Annotated in this window: 17 protein-coding genes; 8 read left to right on the forward strand and 9 right to left on the reverse strand. The window is 71.6% G+C overall.

The genetic code is table 11. The annotated features are described in order from the left end of the window. Positions 1–176: 176 nt before the first annotated feature. The 6 genes from DEI91_RS15545 (at position 177) to DEI91_RS15565 (ending at position 5,192) form a co-directional block, all read left to right on the forward strand. Positions 177–2,651, forward strand: coding sequence for a phosphoketolase (locus tag DEI91_RS15545; protein WP_111053166.1), 2,475 nt, complete (start codon positions 177–179; stop codon positions 2,649–2,651). Positions 2,652–2,718: 67 nt separating this feature from the next. Next, positions 2,719–3,186 carry a GtrA family protein gene (locus tag DEI91_RS15550; RefSeq protein WP_220038103.1) on the forward strand — a complete coding sequence of 156 codons (468 nt, stop codon included), beginning with the start codon at positions 2,719–2,721 and terminating at the stop codon, positions 3,184–3,186. Then, entirely contained in the window at positions 3,183–3,647 is a 465-nt protein-coding gene (locus tag DEI91_RS16490) for a fumarylacetoacetate hydrolase family protein (RefSeq protein ID WP_220038104.1), read from the forward strand. Before DEI91_RS15550 ends, DEI91_RS16490 begins: the two co-directional genes overlap by 4 nt. Beyond that, positions 3,644–3,865, forward strand: coding sequence for a fumarylacetoacetate hydrolase family protein (locus DEI91_RS16495; RefSeq protein WP_220038105.1), 222 nt, complete (start codon positions 3,644–3,646; stop codon positions 3,863–3,865). The genes DEI91_RS16490 and DEI91_RS16495 overlap by 4 nt, the downstream gene beginning before the upstream one ends. A 174-nt stretch (positions 3,866–4,039) precedes the next feature. Next, positions 4,040–5,002, forward strand: a complete 963-nt coding sequence (locus tag DEI91_RS15560; RefSeq protein WP_181439654.1) for a sugar phosphate isomerase/epimerase — start codon at positions 4,040–4,042, stop codon at positions 5,000–5,002. A gap of 10 nt (positions 5,003–5,012) precedes the next feature. After that, positions 5,013–5,192, forward strand: coding sequence for a hypothetical protein (locus tag DEI91_RS15565; protein ID WP_146244325.1), 180 nt, complete (start codon positions 5,013–5,015; stop codon positions 5,190–5,192). A 102-nt stretch (positions 5,193–5,294) separates the two neighbouring features. Here DEI91_RS15565 and DEI91_RS15570 read toward each other — a convergent pair whose 3' ends face one another. From DEI91_RS15570 to DEI91_RS15580, 3 genes are all read right to left on the reverse strand, one after another. Continuing rightward, the gene (locus DEI91_RS15570) at positions 5,295–5,495 is read right to left on the reverse strand and encodes a hypothetical protein (protein WP_111053169.1); all 201 of its coding nucleotides are present in this window, start codon (positions 5,493–5,495) and stop codon (positions 5,295–5,297) included. Between the two features lie 227 nt (positions 5,496–5,722). Beyond that, positions 5,723–8,260, reverse strand: a complete 2,538-nt coding sequence (locus DEI91_RS15575; protein WP_111053170.1) for an ATP-dependent DNA ligase — start codon at positions 8,258–8,260, stop codon at positions 5,723–5,725. After that, a complete protein-coding gene (locus DEI91_RS15580) occupies positions 8,257–9,147 on the reverse strand; it encodes an SDR family oxidoreductase (protein WP_111053171.1) in 891 nt (296 codons plus the stop codon). Before DEI91_RS15580 ends, DEI91_RS15575 begins: the two co-directional genes overlap by 4 nt. A 167-nt stretch (positions 9,148–9,314) precedes the next feature. On the opposite strand from DEI91_RS15580, the gene DEI91_RS15585 reads away from it, so the two are divergent. Then, on the forward strand, positions 9,315–10,394 hold the full coding sequence (locus tag DEI91_RS15585; protein ID WP_111053172.1) for a Ku protein: 1,080 nt from the start codon (positions 9,315–9,317) through the stop codon (positions 10,392–10,394). A 44-nt stretch (positions 10,395–10,438) separates the two neighbouring features. Here the strand turns inward: DEI91_RS15585 and DEI91_RS15590 are convergent, their stop codons facing one another. Then, entirely contained in the window at positions 10,439–10,945 is a 507-nt protein-coding gene (locus DEI91_RS15590) for a DUF6328 family protein (protein ID WP_111053173.1), read from the reverse strand. Between the two features lie 243 nt (positions 10,946–11,188). Here DEI91_RS15590 and DEI91_RS15595 point away from each other — a divergent pair, with 243 nt between their 5' ends. Then, positions 11,189–11,791, forward strand: coding sequence for an antibiotic biosynthesis monooxygenase (locus DEI91_RS15595; protein WP_111053174.1), 603 nt, complete (start codon positions 11,189–11,191; stop codon positions 11,789–11,791). 303 nt (positions 11,792–12,094) lie between these two features. On the opposite strand, the gene DEI91_RS15600 is transcribed toward DEI91_RS15595, so the two are convergent. From DEI91_RS15600 to DEI91_RS15620, 5 genes are all read right to left on the reverse strand, one after another. Beyond that, a complete protein-coding gene (locus DEI91_RS15600) occupies positions 12,095–13,030 on the reverse strand; it encodes a Ppx/GppA family phosphatase (protein WP_111053175.1) in 936 nt (311 codons plus the stop codon). Between the two features lie 78 nt (positions 13,031–13,108). Continuing rightward, complete coding sequence (locus DEI91_RS15605) at positions 13,109–14,806, reverse strand: MDR family MFS transporter (protein WP_111053176.1); 1,698 nt, start codon at positions 14,804–14,806, stop codon at positions 13,109–13,111. Then, positions 14,803–15,426 carry a TetR/AcrR family transcriptional regulator gene (locus DEI91_RS15610; protein ID WP_111053177.1) on the reverse strand — a complete coding sequence of 208 codons (624 nt, stop codon included), beginning with the start codon at positions 15,424–15,426 and terminating at the stop codon, positions 14,803–14,805. Before DEI91_RS15610 ends, DEI91_RS15605 begins: the two co-directional genes overlap by 4 nt. A gap of 48 nt (positions 15,427–15,474) precedes the next feature. Further along, on the reverse strand, positions 15,475–15,957 hold the full coding sequence (locus tag DEI91_RS15615) for a GNAT family N-acetyltransferase (protein WP_258374467.1): 483 nt from the start codon (positions 15,955–15,957) through the stop codon (positions 15,475–15,477). 55 nt (positions 15,958–16,012) lie between these two features. Then, on the reverse strand, positions 16,013–16,696 hold the full coding sequence (locus DEI91_RS15620; protein WP_111053178.1) for an HAD family hydrolase: 684 nt from the start codon (positions 16,694–16,696) through the stop codon (positions 16,013–16,015). Positions 16,697–16,815: the final 119 nt, after the last annotated feature.

Below are 16,815 nucleotides of genomic sequence, written 5' to 3' on the forward strand. Positions count from 1 at the left end.
CGCGGTGGGTGACAGCGCGCCGAACACACCCCGCGAAGGGGTGGAGAACCAGCGGTGAGCTGCTGGTGAGCGCTGCGGGTGTTTCCCGGCTTGTGACAGTTGTTCGGCGCCCCTCGCCGATCGGATTGGAGAGATTCCTGGATTCCCCGGACCGCCCCTCTCGTACCGTGTTGACCATGCCCACGTCGCACTCGTCCACCGACCGCATCCGCGCGATCGACGCCTGGTGGCGCGCCGCGAACTACCTCACCGTCGGGCAGATCTACCTGCTCGACGACCCGCTGCTGGAACGGCCGCTGGAACCCTCCGACATCAAGCCGCGGCTGCTCGGGCACTGGGGCACCTCGCCGGCCCTGAACCTCGTGTACGCGCACCTCAACGCCGTGATCAGCGAGTCGGACCGCGACGTCCTCTACATCTGCGGCCCCGGCCACGGTGGACCGGCGATGAACGCCAACGCGTGGTTGGACGGCACGTGGAACGAGCTCTACCCGGAGATCACCCCCGACCCCGAGGGGCTGCGGAAGTTCTTCAAGCAGTTCTCGTTCCCCGGCGGCATCCCCTCGCACGCGGCACCGGAGACCCCGGGGTCGATCAACGAGGGTGGCGAGCTCGGCTACTCCCTCGCGCACGCGTACGGTGCCGCGCTCGACAACCCCGACCTGGTCGTGGCCTGCGTCGTGGGCGACGGTGAGGCCGAGACCGGTCCCCTGTCGGCGTCGTGGCAGGCGCACACGTTCCTCGACCCGGTGTCGGACGGTGCGGTCCTGCCCATCCTGAACCTGAACGGGTACAAGATCGCAAACCCGACCGTGCTCGCGCGGATCCCCGACGAGGACCTGCAGGCGTACTTCCGCGGGCTCGGCTACGAGCCGATCGTGGTCGACTCCGGCCGGGTGGACCACGACCCGTTCGCCGTGCACGCCCTGTTCGACGGGGCGCTCCGTCGTGCCCTCGCGACCATCGACGACATCCAGGCCGCTGCCCGCGCCCAGGCCGCGCGCGCCGCCGCCGGTGAGATGGCCGGCGCCGCCGACCTCCGCCCGCGCTGGCCGATGATCGTGCTCCGGACCCCGAAGGGCTGGACCGGCCCGAAGGTCGTCGACGGCGAGCAGGTCGAGGGCACCTTCCGCGCGCACCAGGTCCCACTGCCGAACGTCCGCGACGACGCGGGTCACCGCCAGCAGCTCGAGGAGTGGCTGCGCTCCTACCGCCCGGAGGAGCTGTTCGACGAGGACGCCCGGCCGATCGGGATCCTCGAGACCATCCGCCCCACCGGCGACACGCGGATGAGCGCCACCCCCCACGCCAACGGCGGTCGGATCCGCACCGCGCTCGACCGTCCGGCCCTGGCGGAGTTCGCCGTGCCGGTCGGCGAGGACGCGTCGGCCACCGGCACCCTCGGGCCCTGGCTCGCCGCCCTCGTGCAGCGGAACCCGAACTCGTTCCGGTTGTTCGGCCCCGACGAGACGATCTCGAACAAGCTCGACGCGGTCTTCGACGTCACGAGCCGCGTCTGGCGCGCACGACGGGAAGCCGGCGACGAGCACATGGCCGCTCGCGGGCGCGTCATCGAGGTGCTGTCCGAACACCTGCTCGAGGGCATGCTCGAGGGCTACGTGCTGAGCGGCCGCCACGGCGTCTTCAACACCTACGAGGCCTTCGCCCACATCGTCGACTCGATGGTCGGGCAGTACGCCAAGTGGCTCGAGTCGTCGACCGACATCGACTGGCGCACACCGGTCTCGAACCTGACGATCCTGCTGTCATCGCACGTCTGGCGGCAGGACCACAACGGGTTCTCGCACCAGGACCCCGGCTTCCTCGACGTCGTCGCGTCGAAGCAGCAGGACCTGGTCCGGATCAAGCTGCCCGCCGACGCGAACACCCTGCTCGCCGTCGCCACGCACGCGTTCGAGACGACGGACCGGATCGAGGTCATCGTCGCCGGCAAGCACCCCGAGCCGGTGTTCCTGTCCCTCGAGGACGCCGTCGCACACGCCGCGGCCGGCTTCGGTGTCTGGGACTGGGCCGGCACGGAGCAGACCGTCGGCCGCGCCGACGTCGTGCTCGTCAGCGCCGGGGACGTCCCGACCGTCGAGACGATCGCCGCGGCGGACATCATCCGGAAGCACGCGCCGGACGTCGGCGTCCGCGTCGTCAACGTCGTCGACCTGCTGTCGATCGGCGACCCGCGCAAGCACGAGCACCCGGCGTCGGACGAACGGTACGACGAGGTCTTCCTGCCCGGCACCCCGGCGGTCTTCGCCTTCCACGGCTACCCCTCGCTCGTGCACAACCTGACGTACCGCCGCCACGGGCACGACGACCTGCACGTGCACGGCTTCCTCGAGCAGGGCACCACCACCTCGCCGTTCGACATGCTCATGCGCAACGAGATGGACCGGTTCGCCCTCGCGCACGATGCGCTCACCCGCGTCGCCGACGGGTCCGACCGGTTCGACGACCTGCTCACGGCACTGACCGACGCCCGCAGCGCAGCCCGGGACTTCGCCTACACGAACGGTGAGGACCACGAGGCGGTGGCCGGATGGGAGTTCACCGGCTGGCCGCAGGACGGAGCGTCCGACGGCGGCACCGGCGGTGACCCGGGTCAGGGTGAGACCGAGGGTTCGGCTCCTGGACGCTGAGAGGACGACCGGTCCGGAAGGCGTGCCCGTCAGCGGGCGCCCGGCCGGGCCGGTCTAGGGTTGGCCGGTGCAGTCGTTCTCCGTCCGGTCGCTCGTGGAGCACCCCGCGCTCCGGTTCCTGGTCGTCGGTGGTCTCGGATTCGTCATCACCATGGGCATCAACTACGGGCTGAAGTTCTTCGTCATCCCGCAGCACCCGGTCACCGCCCTGGCGATCGGGATCATCGTCGCGACGATCGTCTCCTACTTCCTCAACAAGAAGTGGTCGTTCGGGGACCGCGGTGGGCTCCACACCGGTCACGAGGTCCTGCTGTTCGTCGTCGTCAGCGTGATCGGCGTCGGCCTCAACTCGGCGCCGCTCTGGATCTCCCGCTACGTGCTCGGCCTCGCCGTGCCGAACGTGTCCCTCGCCGGGCAGGAGCTCGCGGACTTCATCAGCGGTCCCGTGATCGGCACGCTCATCGCGATGGGCTTCCGCTACTGGGCGATGAACCGCTTCGTCTTCCCCGCGCGACCGGCCACCCTCGACGCGTGACCGACCTCGTCGTCCCGGCCCCGGGCCTCCAGACCGTCCCGACGAGCACCGGCGGCCGGTTCCCGGTCCGCCGCGTGTACTGCGTCGGCCGCAACTACGCGGCGCACGCGCGCGAGATGGGTCACGACCCGGACCGGGAGCCACCGTTCTTCTTCGCCAAGCCCGCCGACGCGCTCGTCCCCGACGGCGCCGACACCCCGTACCCGCCTGGCACCGAGCGCCTGGAGCACGAGGTGGAGCTCGTCGTCGCACTCGGCGGCGGCGGGCGCGACGTGTCGGTGGCCGACGCGCTCGGACTCGTCTGGGGGTTCGCGGTCGGCATCGACCTCACCCGCCGGGACCTGCAGGCCGAGGCGAAGCGTCTCGGGCGTCCGTGGGACCTGGCGAAGGGGTTCGACCACTCCGCCCCGATCGGTACCATCACCCCGCTGCCGGGGTCGACCCGGCGTCCGGAGCCGTGACCCTGCACGTCGACGGCGGCCTCCGGCAGTCCGGCGACCTGGCGGACCAGATCTGGAGCGTCGCGGAGACGATCGCCGCGCTGTCGGGTTCCGTCACGCTCGCCCCCGGGGACCTGCTGTTCACCGGGACGCCGGACGGTGTCGGACCGGTGGTGCGCGGGTCGGTGCTGCGCGGCTCGATCGAGGGCGTCGGCGTCGTGGAGACACGCATCACCTGACCCCGTCGGGCTCCTCGCTCGACGTCGCCGCGCGCCACCGGCTGGGAGGGTTCGGAGCCTGCGGGCGTAGACCCTCCCTCGAACGCTGCACGGGGTACGGCAGCGATCCGCAGACAGGGCCTGCAGCAGCTGCAACGGGGCAGCCGAGCGTGTCCGGATCATGGAGGTGGTCCTGTGGAGGAACACGACCTGCTCGCCACGTCGTGGACGTGGGCCGGGCGTGAACCGGTCCGGGAGCGCATCCGAGCCGTCGCGGACGCCGGCTTCGCCGGACTCGCACTCGCCCTGGACGACCTGCACGAGGTCCGTGCCACGACCGGCTTCGCCGACCTGCGCCGGATGCTCGACGACGCCGGCGTGGTCTGGGTCCAGCTCGGCACGCTCGGCGAATGGTGGTCGACCGCGAACCGGGCCGACCAGGACGCCGACCGTGGGGTCGTGCTCGAAGCGGCGGCGACCCTCGCCGCCTGGCAGGTCGTCGTGCGGGCGGACCACTCCGTGCCGGGAGCGCCACCGGGGCGCATGGCCGAGGCATGGGACCGGCTCGCGATGCAGGCCGAAGGCGTCGGCGCCCGACTCGTGCTCGAACCCGAACCGTGGTCGAACCTGGGGACCGTCGAGCGTGCCTCGCGGTTCGTCGCGGCGGGGCACCCGAACGGCGGTCTGCTGCTCGATGCGATGCACGCCCTGCGCGGTGGTTCGACCTTCAGCTCGATCGCGCAGGGCGTGGTGCCCGCGACCCTCGCCGCGGTCGAGCTCAGCGACGGACTGCTGCACACCCCGAACGGGATGACACTCGCTGAGGAGTCCCGGGACGGCCGGTACCTGCCCGGCAGCGGCGCGTGGGACCTGCCCGGCTTCATCCGGACCGCCCGCGGGTTGGGGTACGCCGAGCCGTGGGGTGTGGAGGTGCGGACCCCGGCGCTCCGCGCGAGACCTCTGCAGGACGCCCTGCGGGTCGCCGCTGCCGCCACCCGCGCCGTGCTCGACGCCGCCGATGCCCACGGTGCTCCGCCCGCGCCCGCGATGCCGACCTCGGCCGCGCCGACCTCGGCCGTGGACTTCGACCGGCCACGTCCACCGGTCGTGCCGGACGCAGTCCTGCGTCGTCGAACCGGTCCAGCGACGTCCGCGTAGCGTGTCCGACATGAGTGATCAGGCACACCCCGGGAACGACGAGACGCTGCGTGCCTCGCAGGAGGCCATCGACGAGGCGAAGGCCGCTGCGGCCGATGCCGGCGAAGCAGACGAGCGTGCCGCGGCGGAGGAGGACCTGCCGCTCGAGTCCGGGAGCGCCGCCGCGGACGGTCCGGCTCCCGCCGCCTGAGGCCCAGCGCGGACAGTCCGGCTCCGGCCGTCTGAGGCACAGGCGGGCGCAGGAGCGCGGCTGCAGCGACGTCGTCAGCTCAGCTGCAGCGACGTCCTCGGTTCAGTCGTCGACCTGGTCGCCGAGGAAGTCGGCGTAGGTCGCTTCCGGGTCGGTGACGCCGCCCGCGTCCACCATCTGCCGGTCGTCGTGTCGTCCGCCGACGGCTGCGCCGTCGGCGGCGTCCTGCTCGCCACGCTGGTCCCCGGTCGCGTCGCCGCGCTGCCCCTGCGTGAACGGCGGCAGGTACTTGCTCGCGTCCATGTCGCGTCCTTCCGTCCCGAGGACCGTAACAGCCGTGCCCACGGCGGCGGTCGGTCGCGCCGAGATCGTCCCCCGTGGCCGTCGACAACGGGGGACGGAAGTTCGCCCGGGGCGGACCTCATGCTCATGCATGCGGATTCCGGAGCAGCGCGGTCCGGAGTCCGGAGCAGCGCGGTCCAGAGGCTGGAGCGCGGTCCGCGGCCCCGCGTAGCGCAGTCCCGCGCTGCTCAGTCGGGGACGACCTCCTCCGGGACCTCGCGGACGACGTCCTCGGGGGCCTTGTCGGTCCGCCACCCCCGCCACGACGGCTGCCTGAGCCGCCCGTCGCCCGTCCACTCCGCGAACTCGACCTCCGCCACGCGCTCGGCAGTGACCCAGTGCGCGTCACGCGCGTCCGGACGCGGCACGTCGACGAACGGCGATGCATCGCGCTCGAGCTCGCCGAGGAGCGCGCCGATCTCGTCGAGGTCCCGGTCACGGAACCCGGTACCGACCTTGCCGACGTACACCAGGCCGTCGTCCCCGGGGATCCCGAGCAGCAGCGATCCGATGCCCCCGGCACGTCGTCCGGCCCCGGGCTTCCACCCGCCGACCACGACCTCTTGCGTGGCGTGGTGCTTCAGCTTGAGCCACGACTCGGACCGCCGGCCCTCGACGTACCGCGAGGACCGTTTCTTCGCGACGATCCCCTCGAGGCCGCGCTTCCGCGACTCGACCATCGCCGCCGCGAGGTCGCCGTCGAACTCCGGCGGCACCTCGATCGCACCCCCCGGGTCCACCACCGTCCCCAGTGCCTCGCGTCGGGCGGTGTACCCGAACCGGGTGAGTTCGTGACCGTCCGCCTCGAGCACGTCGAAGAGGAACAGGTGCACCGGGGTGGTCGCCTGGGCGGCGGCGACCTCGCGCGGCTTCGTCAGTCCCATCCGGTTCTGCAGCAGCTGGAACGACGGTCGTCCGTGGCTGTCCAGTGCGACGACCTCGCCGTCGAACACGCCGTCGACACCGGCGCGCTGCCCGAGTTCCTGGAGCTCCGGGTACTGGTCGGTCAGGTCGTTGCCGTTCCGGCTGAGCAGGCGGACGGCGCCGCCGCGCACGGTCGCCAGCGCCCGGACACCGTCCCACTTCATCTCGAACGCCCACCGGCGCGGGTCGAGCGCGGGCTCGCCCTTCTGCAGCGACGCCTGCATCGTGCGCCGCTCGGCGGGCTCCGTGGACGCCGCGGCCGCCCGGTCGATCCGTTCGCGCCCGGCGGCCGTCGGCCGGGAGGCCCGCCCCGCGTCCGTCCCGTCCGTCACCGCCCCCTGCGCCGGCTGGTCCTTCGTCCGGTGGATGAGCCAGTTCTTCTCGTCGCCACCACGACCGCGCCCGCGGGTGTGCAGGAGCGCGAGCCGTCGGACGCCGTTCGTGCGTCCGTGCAGCGTGACGATGACCTCCTCGCCCTCGCGCCACTTCTCGAGCTCGTACGTCCCGTCGTCCCAGATCGTGACCGTGCCCCCGCCGTACTCGCCGGCGGGGATGACGCCCTCGAAGCCCCCGTACTCCAGCGGGTGGTCCTCGGTCTGCACGGCGAGGTGGTTCGCGCCCGGGTCGGTCGGCTCCCCCTTCGGGAGCGCCCAGCTCACCAGCACGCCGTCGTGCTCGAGGCGGAAGTCGTGGTGGTTCCGGGTGGCGTGGTGCTCCTGGATGACGAACGTCGGCTTCCCGTCGGTGCGCACGGTCGGCGACGCCTGCGGCACCGGTTCCGGGGTCCGGGACGCGTCACGCTTGGCCCGGTACGTGGACAGACGGTCCTGCAACTCCTGCCGTTCCTGCCGCTCGCGCTCGTTGACGGCCTCGGTGCGTGCGCCGTCCCAGTGCCCGGCGTCGGCCCGCCCCACCCCGAGGGAGGCCGCGGCCACCGGGTGCAACAGGTCGCCGAGGACCGGGACCCGCTCGAGGACCTCGTCCAGCGTCAGGTGCGCCAGGCCCGGCTCGGTCAGCTCCTCCCACGTCCGGGGCGCAGCGACCGTCGGCACCGACCGACCACGCAGGGAGTACGGCGCGATCGTCGTCTTGTTGCCGTTGTTCTGCGACCAGTCCACGAACACCTTGCCGGCCCGCTCCGCGCGGCTCATCGACGAGAGCACCAGGTCCGGCATGTCCTGCTCGAGCGCGCGGGCGAGTTCGTGCGCCACGTCCGACACCTGCTGGGCAGTCGCCGTCCCGTCGAGTGCCGCGTACAGGTGGATGCCCTTCGACCCGGAGGTCACCGGGTAAGGGTCCAGCCCCATGCCCTGCAGCACGGCCCGGGCCGCCAGCGCCACCTCGACACACTCCGGCAGCCCGACGCCCTCGCCCGGGTCCAGGTCGAGGACGAGCCGGTCCGGGTTCTGGTGCCCGCCGCGCGGCCCGAACCGCCACTGCGGCACGTGCAGCTCGAGCGCCGCCTGCTGCGCCGTCCACACCAGCGTCGGCATCTCGTCCACCACGGGGTACTCGACGTCGTGGTGCTCGTGCGAGATCGTGTGGTGCCGGATCCAGTCCGGGGCCGAGTCGGGCAGGTTCTTCTCGAAGAAGACCTTGCCGTCGACGCCGTTCGCCCACCGCTTCCGCGTCATCGGGCGTCCCGTCACGTGCGGGATCATCCACGGCGCGATGCGCTCGTAGTACTCGATCACCCGGCCCTTGGTCGTGCCGGTCTCCGGGTAGAGCACCTTGTCGAGGTTCGTCAGCGCCAGCCGGCGGTCACCCACCTGCACCGTCGTCTTCTTGGCGACCGGGCTCACAGCGCGACCCCGGTCGCACCGCCGACCGTGAGCGTCGTGCCCGAGGTGTACGACGACTCGGGGCCCGCCAGGTACACGTACGCGCCGGCGAGCTCGACGGGTTGCGCCGGCCTGCCGAGCGGGGTGTCCTGTCCGTAGGCGGCGATCTCGTCCCCGGGGTAGCTGATCGGCTGCAGCGGGGTCCACACCGGGCCGGGCACCACCGTGTTCGCCCGGATGCCCTTCGACGCCAGCTGGCGGGCGAGCCCGTTCGTGTACGTGATGATGGCGGCCTTCGTCGCCGCGTAGTCGATCATCCGGTCCTGGGGCAGGTACGCCGACACCGAACTCGTCGTGACGATCGCGCTGCCCGGCGCCATGTGCGGCACCGCCGCCCGGGTCAGCCAGAACAGCGAGTAGAGGTTCACCTTCATCGTCCGGTCGAAGTCGTCCGTGCTCTGCTCGGTGACGTCCTCGTGCACCTGCTGGTGCCCGGCGACGAGCACGAGCGCGTCGAGCCCGCCGAGCAGGTTGACCGCGGTCCGCACGAGTTCCGCGCAGAACGGTTCGTCGGTCAGGTCACCCGGGAGCATCACCGCCGTTCGCCCGAGGTCGGCGATGACGTCCCGCACCTCGGTCAGGTCCTCGATCTCTTCGGGCAGGGCGTTCAGGGCGACGTCCGCCCCCTCCTTCGCCATCGCGATCGCCGCGGCTCGACCGATGCCCGAATCCGCCCCGGTCACGAGCACGCGGTACCCGCGCATCCGCCCGGTGCCCTGGTAGCTCGTCTCGCCGTGGTCGGCGGGCGGATCGAGGTCCGCTGCGCGGCCGGACCCCTGTTGCGTCTGCGCGGGGAACGGCGGGCGGACGTACTGCTCCCGGGGGTCCTGCTTGTCGAGCTGGCTCATGGCCCCATCGTGCTCGCGGAACCGGGCCGGCGGCACAGGAGCGGCGACCTCCGTGGAGAACGCGAGCCGCGCCTCCCGGCTGTGGACGGCGAGCGGCCGACGAACCGCACCTGCCGATCCGCTCGGAACTGAGCGCCGATCCGCATGGCGCCGGGCATCATGAGCGCATGAGGTCGATCTGGAAGGGCTCCATCGCGTTCGGGCTCGTCAACGTACCGATCAAGGTGTACGCGGCGACCGAGACGCACGACGTCTCGCTGCACCAGATCCACGACGAGGACAAGGCCCGCATCCGGTACAAGCGTGTCTGCGAGCTCGGGCACGAGGTCGAGTACGGCGACATCCAGAAGGCCTACGACGACGGCGAGAAGACGGTCGTGCTCACCGCCGAGGACTTCAAGCAGCTGCCGCAGGAGCAGTCGCACGAGATCGAGGTCCTCGAGTTCGTGCCCGTCGACCAGGTCGACCCGATGATGTTCGAGAAGACGTACTACCTCGAGCCGGACTCACGCTCCCCGAAGGCGTACGTGCTCCTCCGCAAGACCCTCGAGCAGACCGACCGCCTGGCGATCGTGCAGTTCACCCTCCGTCAGAAGACCCGTCTCGGCGTCCTTCGCGTGCACGACGACGTGCTGCTGCTGCAGGGGCTCCTGTGGGGCGACGAGGTCCGTGCCGCCGACTTCACGGCGCTGGACACCTCCGTGAAGGTCAGCGCGAACGAGCTGAAGATGTCGTCCTCGCTCGTCGAGAGCATGTCGACCGACTTCGACCCGGACCGGTACACGGACGAGTACCAGGAGGAGCTGCAACAGCTCATCGACGCGAAGCTCGAGTCCGGCGACGACGTCGACACCGCGGAGACGTTCGGCAAGGACGAGTCGGACGACGACGACGCGGGTGGGGACGTCATCGACCTGATGGCCGCGCTGCGCGCGTCCGTGGACAAGAACCGGTCGGGAGGCTCGGGGGCGCGGTCCGGAGGCGGGTCGCGGTCCGGCAGTGGCGGGCGCTCGGGCAGTGGCGCGGGAACCGGCTCGTCGGACGACGAGGACGCGGCTCCGCGCCGGCGATCGAGGGCGAAGACCGACGCGGACACCGAGGATGCGCCCACGGGCACCAGCACGCGGAAGACGCCCGCGAAGAAGGCGTCGGCGGCGACGGCATCCGCCAAGAAGACACCCGCCAAGAAGGCACCGGCGAAGAAGGCTCCCGCCGGGAAGACGACCGCGAAGAAGCAGGCCAGCTGACCGGACGGCTGAGGTCACCGCACGGCTCCGGCTGACTTCACGGCTCAGGTAGTCGTGTCGTGGCGGCTCTGACGCAGGGCGAGCGGCACTGCGGTCCAGAGTGCCGCCGTGCCGACGAAGACGACGATGCCGCCGATCACCCCGCCGCGGTCGCCGAGCACCACGTCGAACACGAACAGGACCGTGCCGGCGAACAGGAGCCCACTCGCGACGAGCGCAGTGAGCAAGATGACGTTCCCGACGCGGACGAGGTCGTGCTTCTGCCGCTGTCGGAACACGAGTCGGTGCGTGGCGACCGCGGACAGTGCGACCACGGTGACGAGGACGGCCAGGACCACCAGCACGAGGTAGATCGTCTCCTGCTGCACGGTCAGTGCCGTGAACCGCTGCTGGAACGGCAGCGTCAGCAGGAACCCGGCGAGGATCTGCGTGCCCGTCTGCACGATCCGGAGCTCCTGCTGGATGTCGTTCCAGTTGCGGTCCCAGCGCTCTGCCGGGGTCTCGTTCCGCCCGCGCTCCGTGCCGCGGGCCTCGCTGTCGGTCGTGCTCATGGCTCGAATGTACGCAGCCGCAGCGAGCCGGTCTCGCCCGCCGCGCGCACTGCCATGTCGTCGCCGATCAGCGGCTGATCCTCGTCATCATCATCGGGCGACCGAAGGAGTTGACTTCCCCAGCCGAGAGCGTCATCGCGCCGCCCCTCCATTCGAAACGCGACCGGCGATCACCAGCACGGTTGTCGCGTGCAGGATGCACGTGACATGCGCACGAAACACGACCGGCGCGACACTGGTCGGATGACTCCACAAGAGCCAGGGAGCCTGCAGTCATCACCCGAGACCGCCGGCCCGCCCGTCACCGTGTCCATCACCCGCCTCGTCGAACCCGACCGCATCCCGGAGGTCACCCGTTGGGTGCAGTCCGGCGTGAACCTCGCCAACCGCTACCCGGGGTTCCTCGGCTCCGGGTGGGTGCGGTCGACGGCGACGTCCCGCGAGTGGCACATGCTCTACCGGTTCGCCGACCACGACTCCCTGTCGACGTGGGAGGACTCCGCCGACCGGCTGCGGTGGCTCGACCTCGGTCGGGACCTGGTGGTCGAGTCACGCGTCGAGAAGCGCACCGGGATCGAGGGCTGGTTCGACGTGCCCCAGGACGCTCCGGTGTCGACCGCTCCCCCGCGCTGGAAGCAGGCGGTGAGCATCTGGCTCGGGTTCTTCCCGGTGAACCTGGTCTTCACGGTCCTGGTCGGGTGGCTGCTGCCGTCCTTCGCGGGCCTGTCGGCGCTGCCCCGTGTGCTCATCACGACGCTCGTGCTCACGCCGGTCATGACGTTCTGGGTGCTGCCGTTCGTCACGAAGCTCATCCGCCCCTGGCTCCTGGCGCCGCCCCGAGCCTGACGCTCCCGCGGGACGCCCCTGTCTGCCTGCGGCCGGGGTTCCGCGAGACACCCCCGTCTGCCTGTGACGCCGCGCCGGTGCCGAGACGCCCCCGTCTTCCGCGGCGTCTCGGCAGCACCGCGGCGTCTCGGCAGCACCGCGGCGCCTCGGCAGCACCGCGGCGCCTCGGCAGCACCGCGGCGTCTCGGCAGCACCGCGGCGTCTCGGCAGCACCGCGGCGTCTCGGCAGCACGGCGGCGTCTCGGCAGCACCGCGGCGTCTCGGCAGCACCGCGGCGCCTCGGCACCCCACCGACGCCCCGGGCTAGCCGAGCACGGAGAGCTGGTCGAGCCGTTCGAGGATGACGCCCTCGCGCAGTGCCCACGGACAGATCTCGAGCGACGCCAGGTCGAAGATGTCCAGGCACGCCTCGGCGACGAGCGCGCCGGGGACGACCTGGTGCGCACGGCTCGGGGAGACACCGGGCAGCGCGGCGAGTTCGTCCACGGTCATCGTCAGCAGCGCGGGCAGTCGCTCGCGCAGCACCGCGCCGTCGAGCACCCGCGGGACGAGGGCGCCCGCAGCCGACGGGGCGGCGCCGCAGATCCGGGCGATCGAGCGGAAGGTCTTCGAGGTCGCCACGGCTCGGTCCGGCGCCCCGGCACGGAGCAGCCGGCCGGCGTCGCGGGCGATCTCGACGCGGATCTCGTGCCGGATGCGGCGGACGTCGTCGTCGGTGGGCACGCCCGCGGCGGAGAACGACCGTGCGAGGCGGGCGGCGCCGATGGGCATCGACCACGCCACGTCGGGGGCTTCGTCGGCGCCGCCGGCGATCTCGAGCGACCCGCCGCCGATGTCGAACACCGCCAGGCGTCCCGCGGACCAGCCGAACCAGCGTCGGACGGCGAGGAACGTCAGGCGGGCCTCGTCGGACCCGGACAGGACGGCCAGATCGACACCGGTCCGCTCCTGCACGTGGGCGAGGACGGCCTCGGAGTTGACGGCGTCGCGGACCGCCGAGGTCGCGAAGCCGAGCATCTCCTCGCACCCGCGGTCCTCGCCCACGCGGACGGACTGCGCCACGAAGTCCGTGAGCGCGTCGATCCCGACCTGCGTCACCGCCCCGCTGTCGTCGAGGTGTTCCGCGAGCCGGAGTGCCTGCTTGAACGACGACGCCGGCAACGGTGCTGCGCCGCCGTGGGCGTCGACGACGAGCAGGTGACCGGTGTTCGAACCGATGTCGAGGACTCCGACGCGCATGCCCCCACGCTAGCGGGAGCGACCGGTCCGGCATGCCGGGAGACCCGGACCGGTCGCGCAGGAGGGCTCGCGGTACGCCTACTCGTCCCGGTGGGCCGTCGGCACGGAGCCGGTGACGACCGCCTCGGGTCCCGGCTCCGTCCGCTCCGCGCCGGCGCGGCGCGACCGCTCGAGTTCGTCGGCTTCGGCGCCGCTGACGGCCTCGCCGCGCGCCACCATGCCGGCGACGTCGGCGAGCTGCATCTGCGGGATGAAGAGCGCGAGCACGAACGCCACGGCGATGAACGGCAGGAGGTACCAGAACACCGGCGACAGGGAGTCGGCGTAGGCGTTCACGATGCCGTCCTGCACGGCCTGCGGGAGCTTCGAGAGCGACGTCGGGTCGATGCTCGCGCTCGCGCTCGCGGCGTCCGTGGCGCTGCCACCCGCACCGCGGAAGACGTCGGTCAGCGCGTCGGTCAGGCGCGAGGCGAAGAGCGCACCGAACACGGCGACCCCGAGCGAGGCGCCGACCTCGCGGAAGTAGTTGTTCGTCGAGGTCGCCGTGCCGACATGCTCCGGCGGGACGGCGTTCTGCGCCACGAGGACGACGACCTGCATGATGAGGCCGAGTCCGGCGCCGAAGACGAACAGGTACACGCAGATGAGCCAGATGGGCGTGCTCGCGGCGAGGGTCGTCATGCCGAGCATCGCGGCGCCGACGACGAGCGTGCCGACGATCGGGAACGCCCGGTACCGCCCCGTCTTCGTGATGAGCGTCCCGGACAGGATCGAGGTCCCGATGAGGCCGACCATCATCGGCAGCATGAGCAGCCCGGAGACCGCGGCGGACGTGCCCGAGGCCATCTGCAGGAACGTCGGGACGAAGCCGATCGCCGCGAACATGCCGAGCCCGAGCACGAAGCCGATCGCGGTCGCGATGACGAACGTGCGGTTGCGGAAGAACGACAGCGGGATGATCGGGTCCGCGGCCCGCGACTCGACGAACACGAACAGCGCCGCGGCGACGAGGAACCCGGCACCCCAGGCCCAGGTCTCGGGGGCGTCCCACCCGTGCTGGCGGTTGCCGCCGAACTCGGTGAAGAAGACCAGGCACGCCGTGGTCGCCGACAGCAGGGCGACACCGAGGACGTCGATGCGCTTCGTCGCCTTCTTGCTCGGCAGCGTCAGCGCGAACCAGGCGACCGCGAACGCGGCGATGCCGACCGGGATGTTGATCCAGAACGCCCAGTTCCACGTCATGTGGTCGACGAAGAAACCGCCGAGCAGGGGACCGCCCACGGCGGACAGGCCGAAGATCGCACCGAGCGGGCCGAGGTACTTGCCGCGCTCGGACGCCGGCACGATGTCGGCGATGATCGCCTGCGAGAGGATCATGAGCCCGCCGCCGCCGAGGCCTTGCAACGCGCGGAAGACGACGAACTGCCAGAAGTCGGTCGACAGCGCGCACCCCAGCGAGGCGAGGGTGAACAGCGCGATCGCGATGAGGAACAGGTTCCGCCGCCCGAGGACGTCACCGAACTTGCCGTAGATCGGCATCACGATCGTGGAGGCGAGCAGGTACCCGGTCGTGATCCACGCCTGGTGCGCGACGCCGCCGAGCTCGCCGACGATGGTCGGCATCGCGGTCGAGACGATCGTCTGGTCGAGGCTGGAGAGCAGCATGCCGGCGATGAGGGCCGAGAAGATGATCCAGATGCGGCGCTGCGTGAGGAGCAGCGGCCCGTCGGTCTGCTGGCGTCCGCGGCGCGCGGTGCTCGGCGCTGGTGCGCTCATGGGGTGCCTCCCGGGGCGGGGGTGGAGATGGCCGCCGTCATCAGGCGGAGGTTGGACTCGAGGAGCTCGTCGAACCGGGGCCCCGTCGCCTCGTCGAAGTCGTCGTCGAAGTAGGTGGCCGCGCTGACCCGCACGACACCGACCGCGGCCTCGGCAACCAGCCGGGCGCGCGGGTCGTCGGGGGCGGTCCAGTCGAAGCGCTGGCGGACGGCGTCGGCCACCTTCGCGATCTGGGTGTCGGTCGCGGACAGGAACCTGGCGGTGAGGGCCGGTTCCCGCTCGAAGACGTGCCGGACGAGCGCTTCGTCGGTGCGGTCGATGCCGGCGACGTGCAGCTGCTCGATGAGGAGCGCGATCACGGACGGCAGCGGGGCGAGGTCCGCCGGGACCACCGACCCCGTGGCGTAGGCGGCGAGGAGTTCGGTGTCGGCATGCAGCTCGATGCCGAGGACCACGTCCTCCTTGGACGCGAAGTGGTTGAAGAACGTCCGCCGGGACACCCCGACCCGCTCGCAGAGCTGCTCGATGGTGAAGCCCTGCAAGCCGCCGTCGACGACCGCGCGTCGCGCTTCGGACACCATGCTGCGCCGGAGGGCGCGGGTGCGGTCAGTGGTGCTCACCGAGCAAGAATTGCACTCCAAGCGCGAGAGTGCAACACGAGGGACGGGTCAGAGCGCCTTCGCGAAGCAGTACGACCAGGGCATGGTCTCGGCGTAGGGCTCGTACACGTCGATGCGCTGCCACCCGGTCTTCTCGTACAGGGCCACGGCTTCGGGCTGCTTGTCGCCGGTCTGCAGGATGAGACGCTCAGCACCCTGCTCCCGTCCGACCCGCGCGCACTCGTCCAGCAGGGCGGTCGCAGCGCCCTTGCCCCGCGCGGCGGCCAGCACGATGAGGCGCTTCAGCTCGATCTCGTCCCCGAGCCGGCGGACGGCGATGTGCCCGAGCACGGAGCCGTCCTCGTCGACGGCGAGCAGGGAGGTGACGACCGTCGCCGGGTCGACCGAGAGCACGCGGTTGCGTTCCGCGGTGATCTCCGGCGCCTCGCCGGCGTTCGACTCGCCGTAGCGCTCGTGCATCTCCTCGTCCATGGTCGCGCGGAGTGCGACTCCACGCGGATCGTCCCAGGGCACGCGTTCGATGGTGATCACGGTCGTCCATCCTGACACGGCGGCCGCCGTCCCGGTGCGCGCACCGACCCTCGCGTCACGCGCTGTGGCCGAGCGAGCCGATCGGGCTGTCGTCGATGTCCGCGAGCAGTGCGGCAGCGTCGTCGTACACGGCGGCGGCCCCGGCGTCCCGGAGCTCGTCACCGCCGATGCCGCCGGTCATCACGCCGATGCACGTGACGCCGACCCGGCCGGACGACTCCACGTCCCACATCGCGTCGCCGACCATCACGGCGGAGTCGGCCTCGACGCCCACCTCCCGGAGCGCGACCTCGATGATCCCGGGGTCGGGCTTCGCCTGCTCGACGTCCTCACCGCTCGTCACGGCGGTGACCCACTGCCCGGCGTCGAGGAGTTCGAGCAGGCGGTCGAGCTCGTTCTGCGGCGCGCTCGTCGCCAGGACCACGGCGTGCCCGCGTGCAGCCACGGCTTCGAGCAGGTCGCGGGCGCCGGGCAGCAGCCGCAGCTGCGGCATGTGCTCCCAGTAGAACGCCGTGTGGAACTGCTTCGCGGTGTCGCGTACCTCGTCGGACGCGTCGGGCAGCAGTTCCTCGAGCAGCTTCGACGAGTCCATCCCGATCGCCCGGTGGATGCGCCACGCGTCCACGGACTCCCCCGCCGCACGGAACGCCCGCCACCAGGCGTCGATGTGTGCGTAGTTCGAGTCGGCGAGGGTGCCGTCGATGTCGAAGAGGACGGCGGTGGTGGGTGCGTCGGACATCCCTCGACCATGCTCCGTCGGTGCCGACCGTCACCCCAGGTGGGCCATCGGGCGCGGTGGCCGCACCACACGACGGACGGGAGGCCCGGTACCAGCTGGTACCGGGCCTCCCGTCCGTC

It is taken from the genome of Curtobacterium sp. MCBD17_032, from assembly GCF_003234855.1.
Taxonomy (GTDB): domain Bacteria; phylum Actinomycetota; class Actinomycetes; order Actinomycetales; family Microbacteriaceae; genus Curtobacterium.

What these genes read in the sequence shown, in the direction of transcription:
- DEI91_RS15585 (WP_111053172.1), top strand. Translation starts at nt 9,315, where the DNA reads ATGAGGTCGATCTGGAAGGGCTCCATCGCGTTCGGGCTCGTCAACGTA.
- DEI91_RS15565 (WP_146244325.1), top strand. Translation starts at nt 5,013, where the DNA reads ATGAGTGATCAGGCACACCCCGGGAACGACGAGACGCTGCGTGCCTCG.
- DEI91_RS15620 (WP_111053178.1), bottom strand. Translation starts at nt 16,696, where the DNA reads ATGTCCGACGCACCCACCACCGCCGTCCTCTTCGACATCGACGGCACC.
- DEI91_RS15570 (WP_111053169.1), bottom strand. Translation starts at nt 5,495, where the DNA reads ATGGACGCGAGCAAGTACCTGCCGCCGTTCACGCAGGGGCAGCGCGGC.
- DEI91_RS15545 (WP_111053166.1), top strand. Translation starts at nt 177, where the DNA reads ATGCCCACGTCGCACTCGTCCACCGACCGCATCCGCGCGATCGACGCC.
- DEI91_RS15605 (WP_111053176.1), bottom strand. Translation starts at nt 14,806, where the DNA reads ATGAGCGCACCAGCGCCGAGCACCGCGCGCCGCGGACGCCAGCAGACC.
- DEI91_RS15580 (WP_111053171.1), bottom strand. Translation starts at nt 9,147, where the DNA reads ATGAGCCAGCTCGACAAGCAGGACCCCCGGGAGCAGTACGTCCGCCCG.
- DEI91_RS15595 (WP_111053174.1), top strand. Translation starts at nt 11,189, where the DNA reads ATGACTCCACAAGAGCCAGGGAGCCTGCAGTCATCACCCGAGACCGCC.
- DEI91_RS15600 (WP_111053175.1), bottom strand. Translation starts at nt 13,030, where the DNA reads ATGCGCGTCGGAGTCCTCGACATCGGTTCGAACACCGGTCACCTGCTC.
- DEI91_RS15590 (WP_111053173.1), bottom strand. Translation starts at nt 10,945, where the DNA reads ATGAGCACGACCGACAGCGAGGCCCGCGGCACGGAGCGCGGGCGGAAC.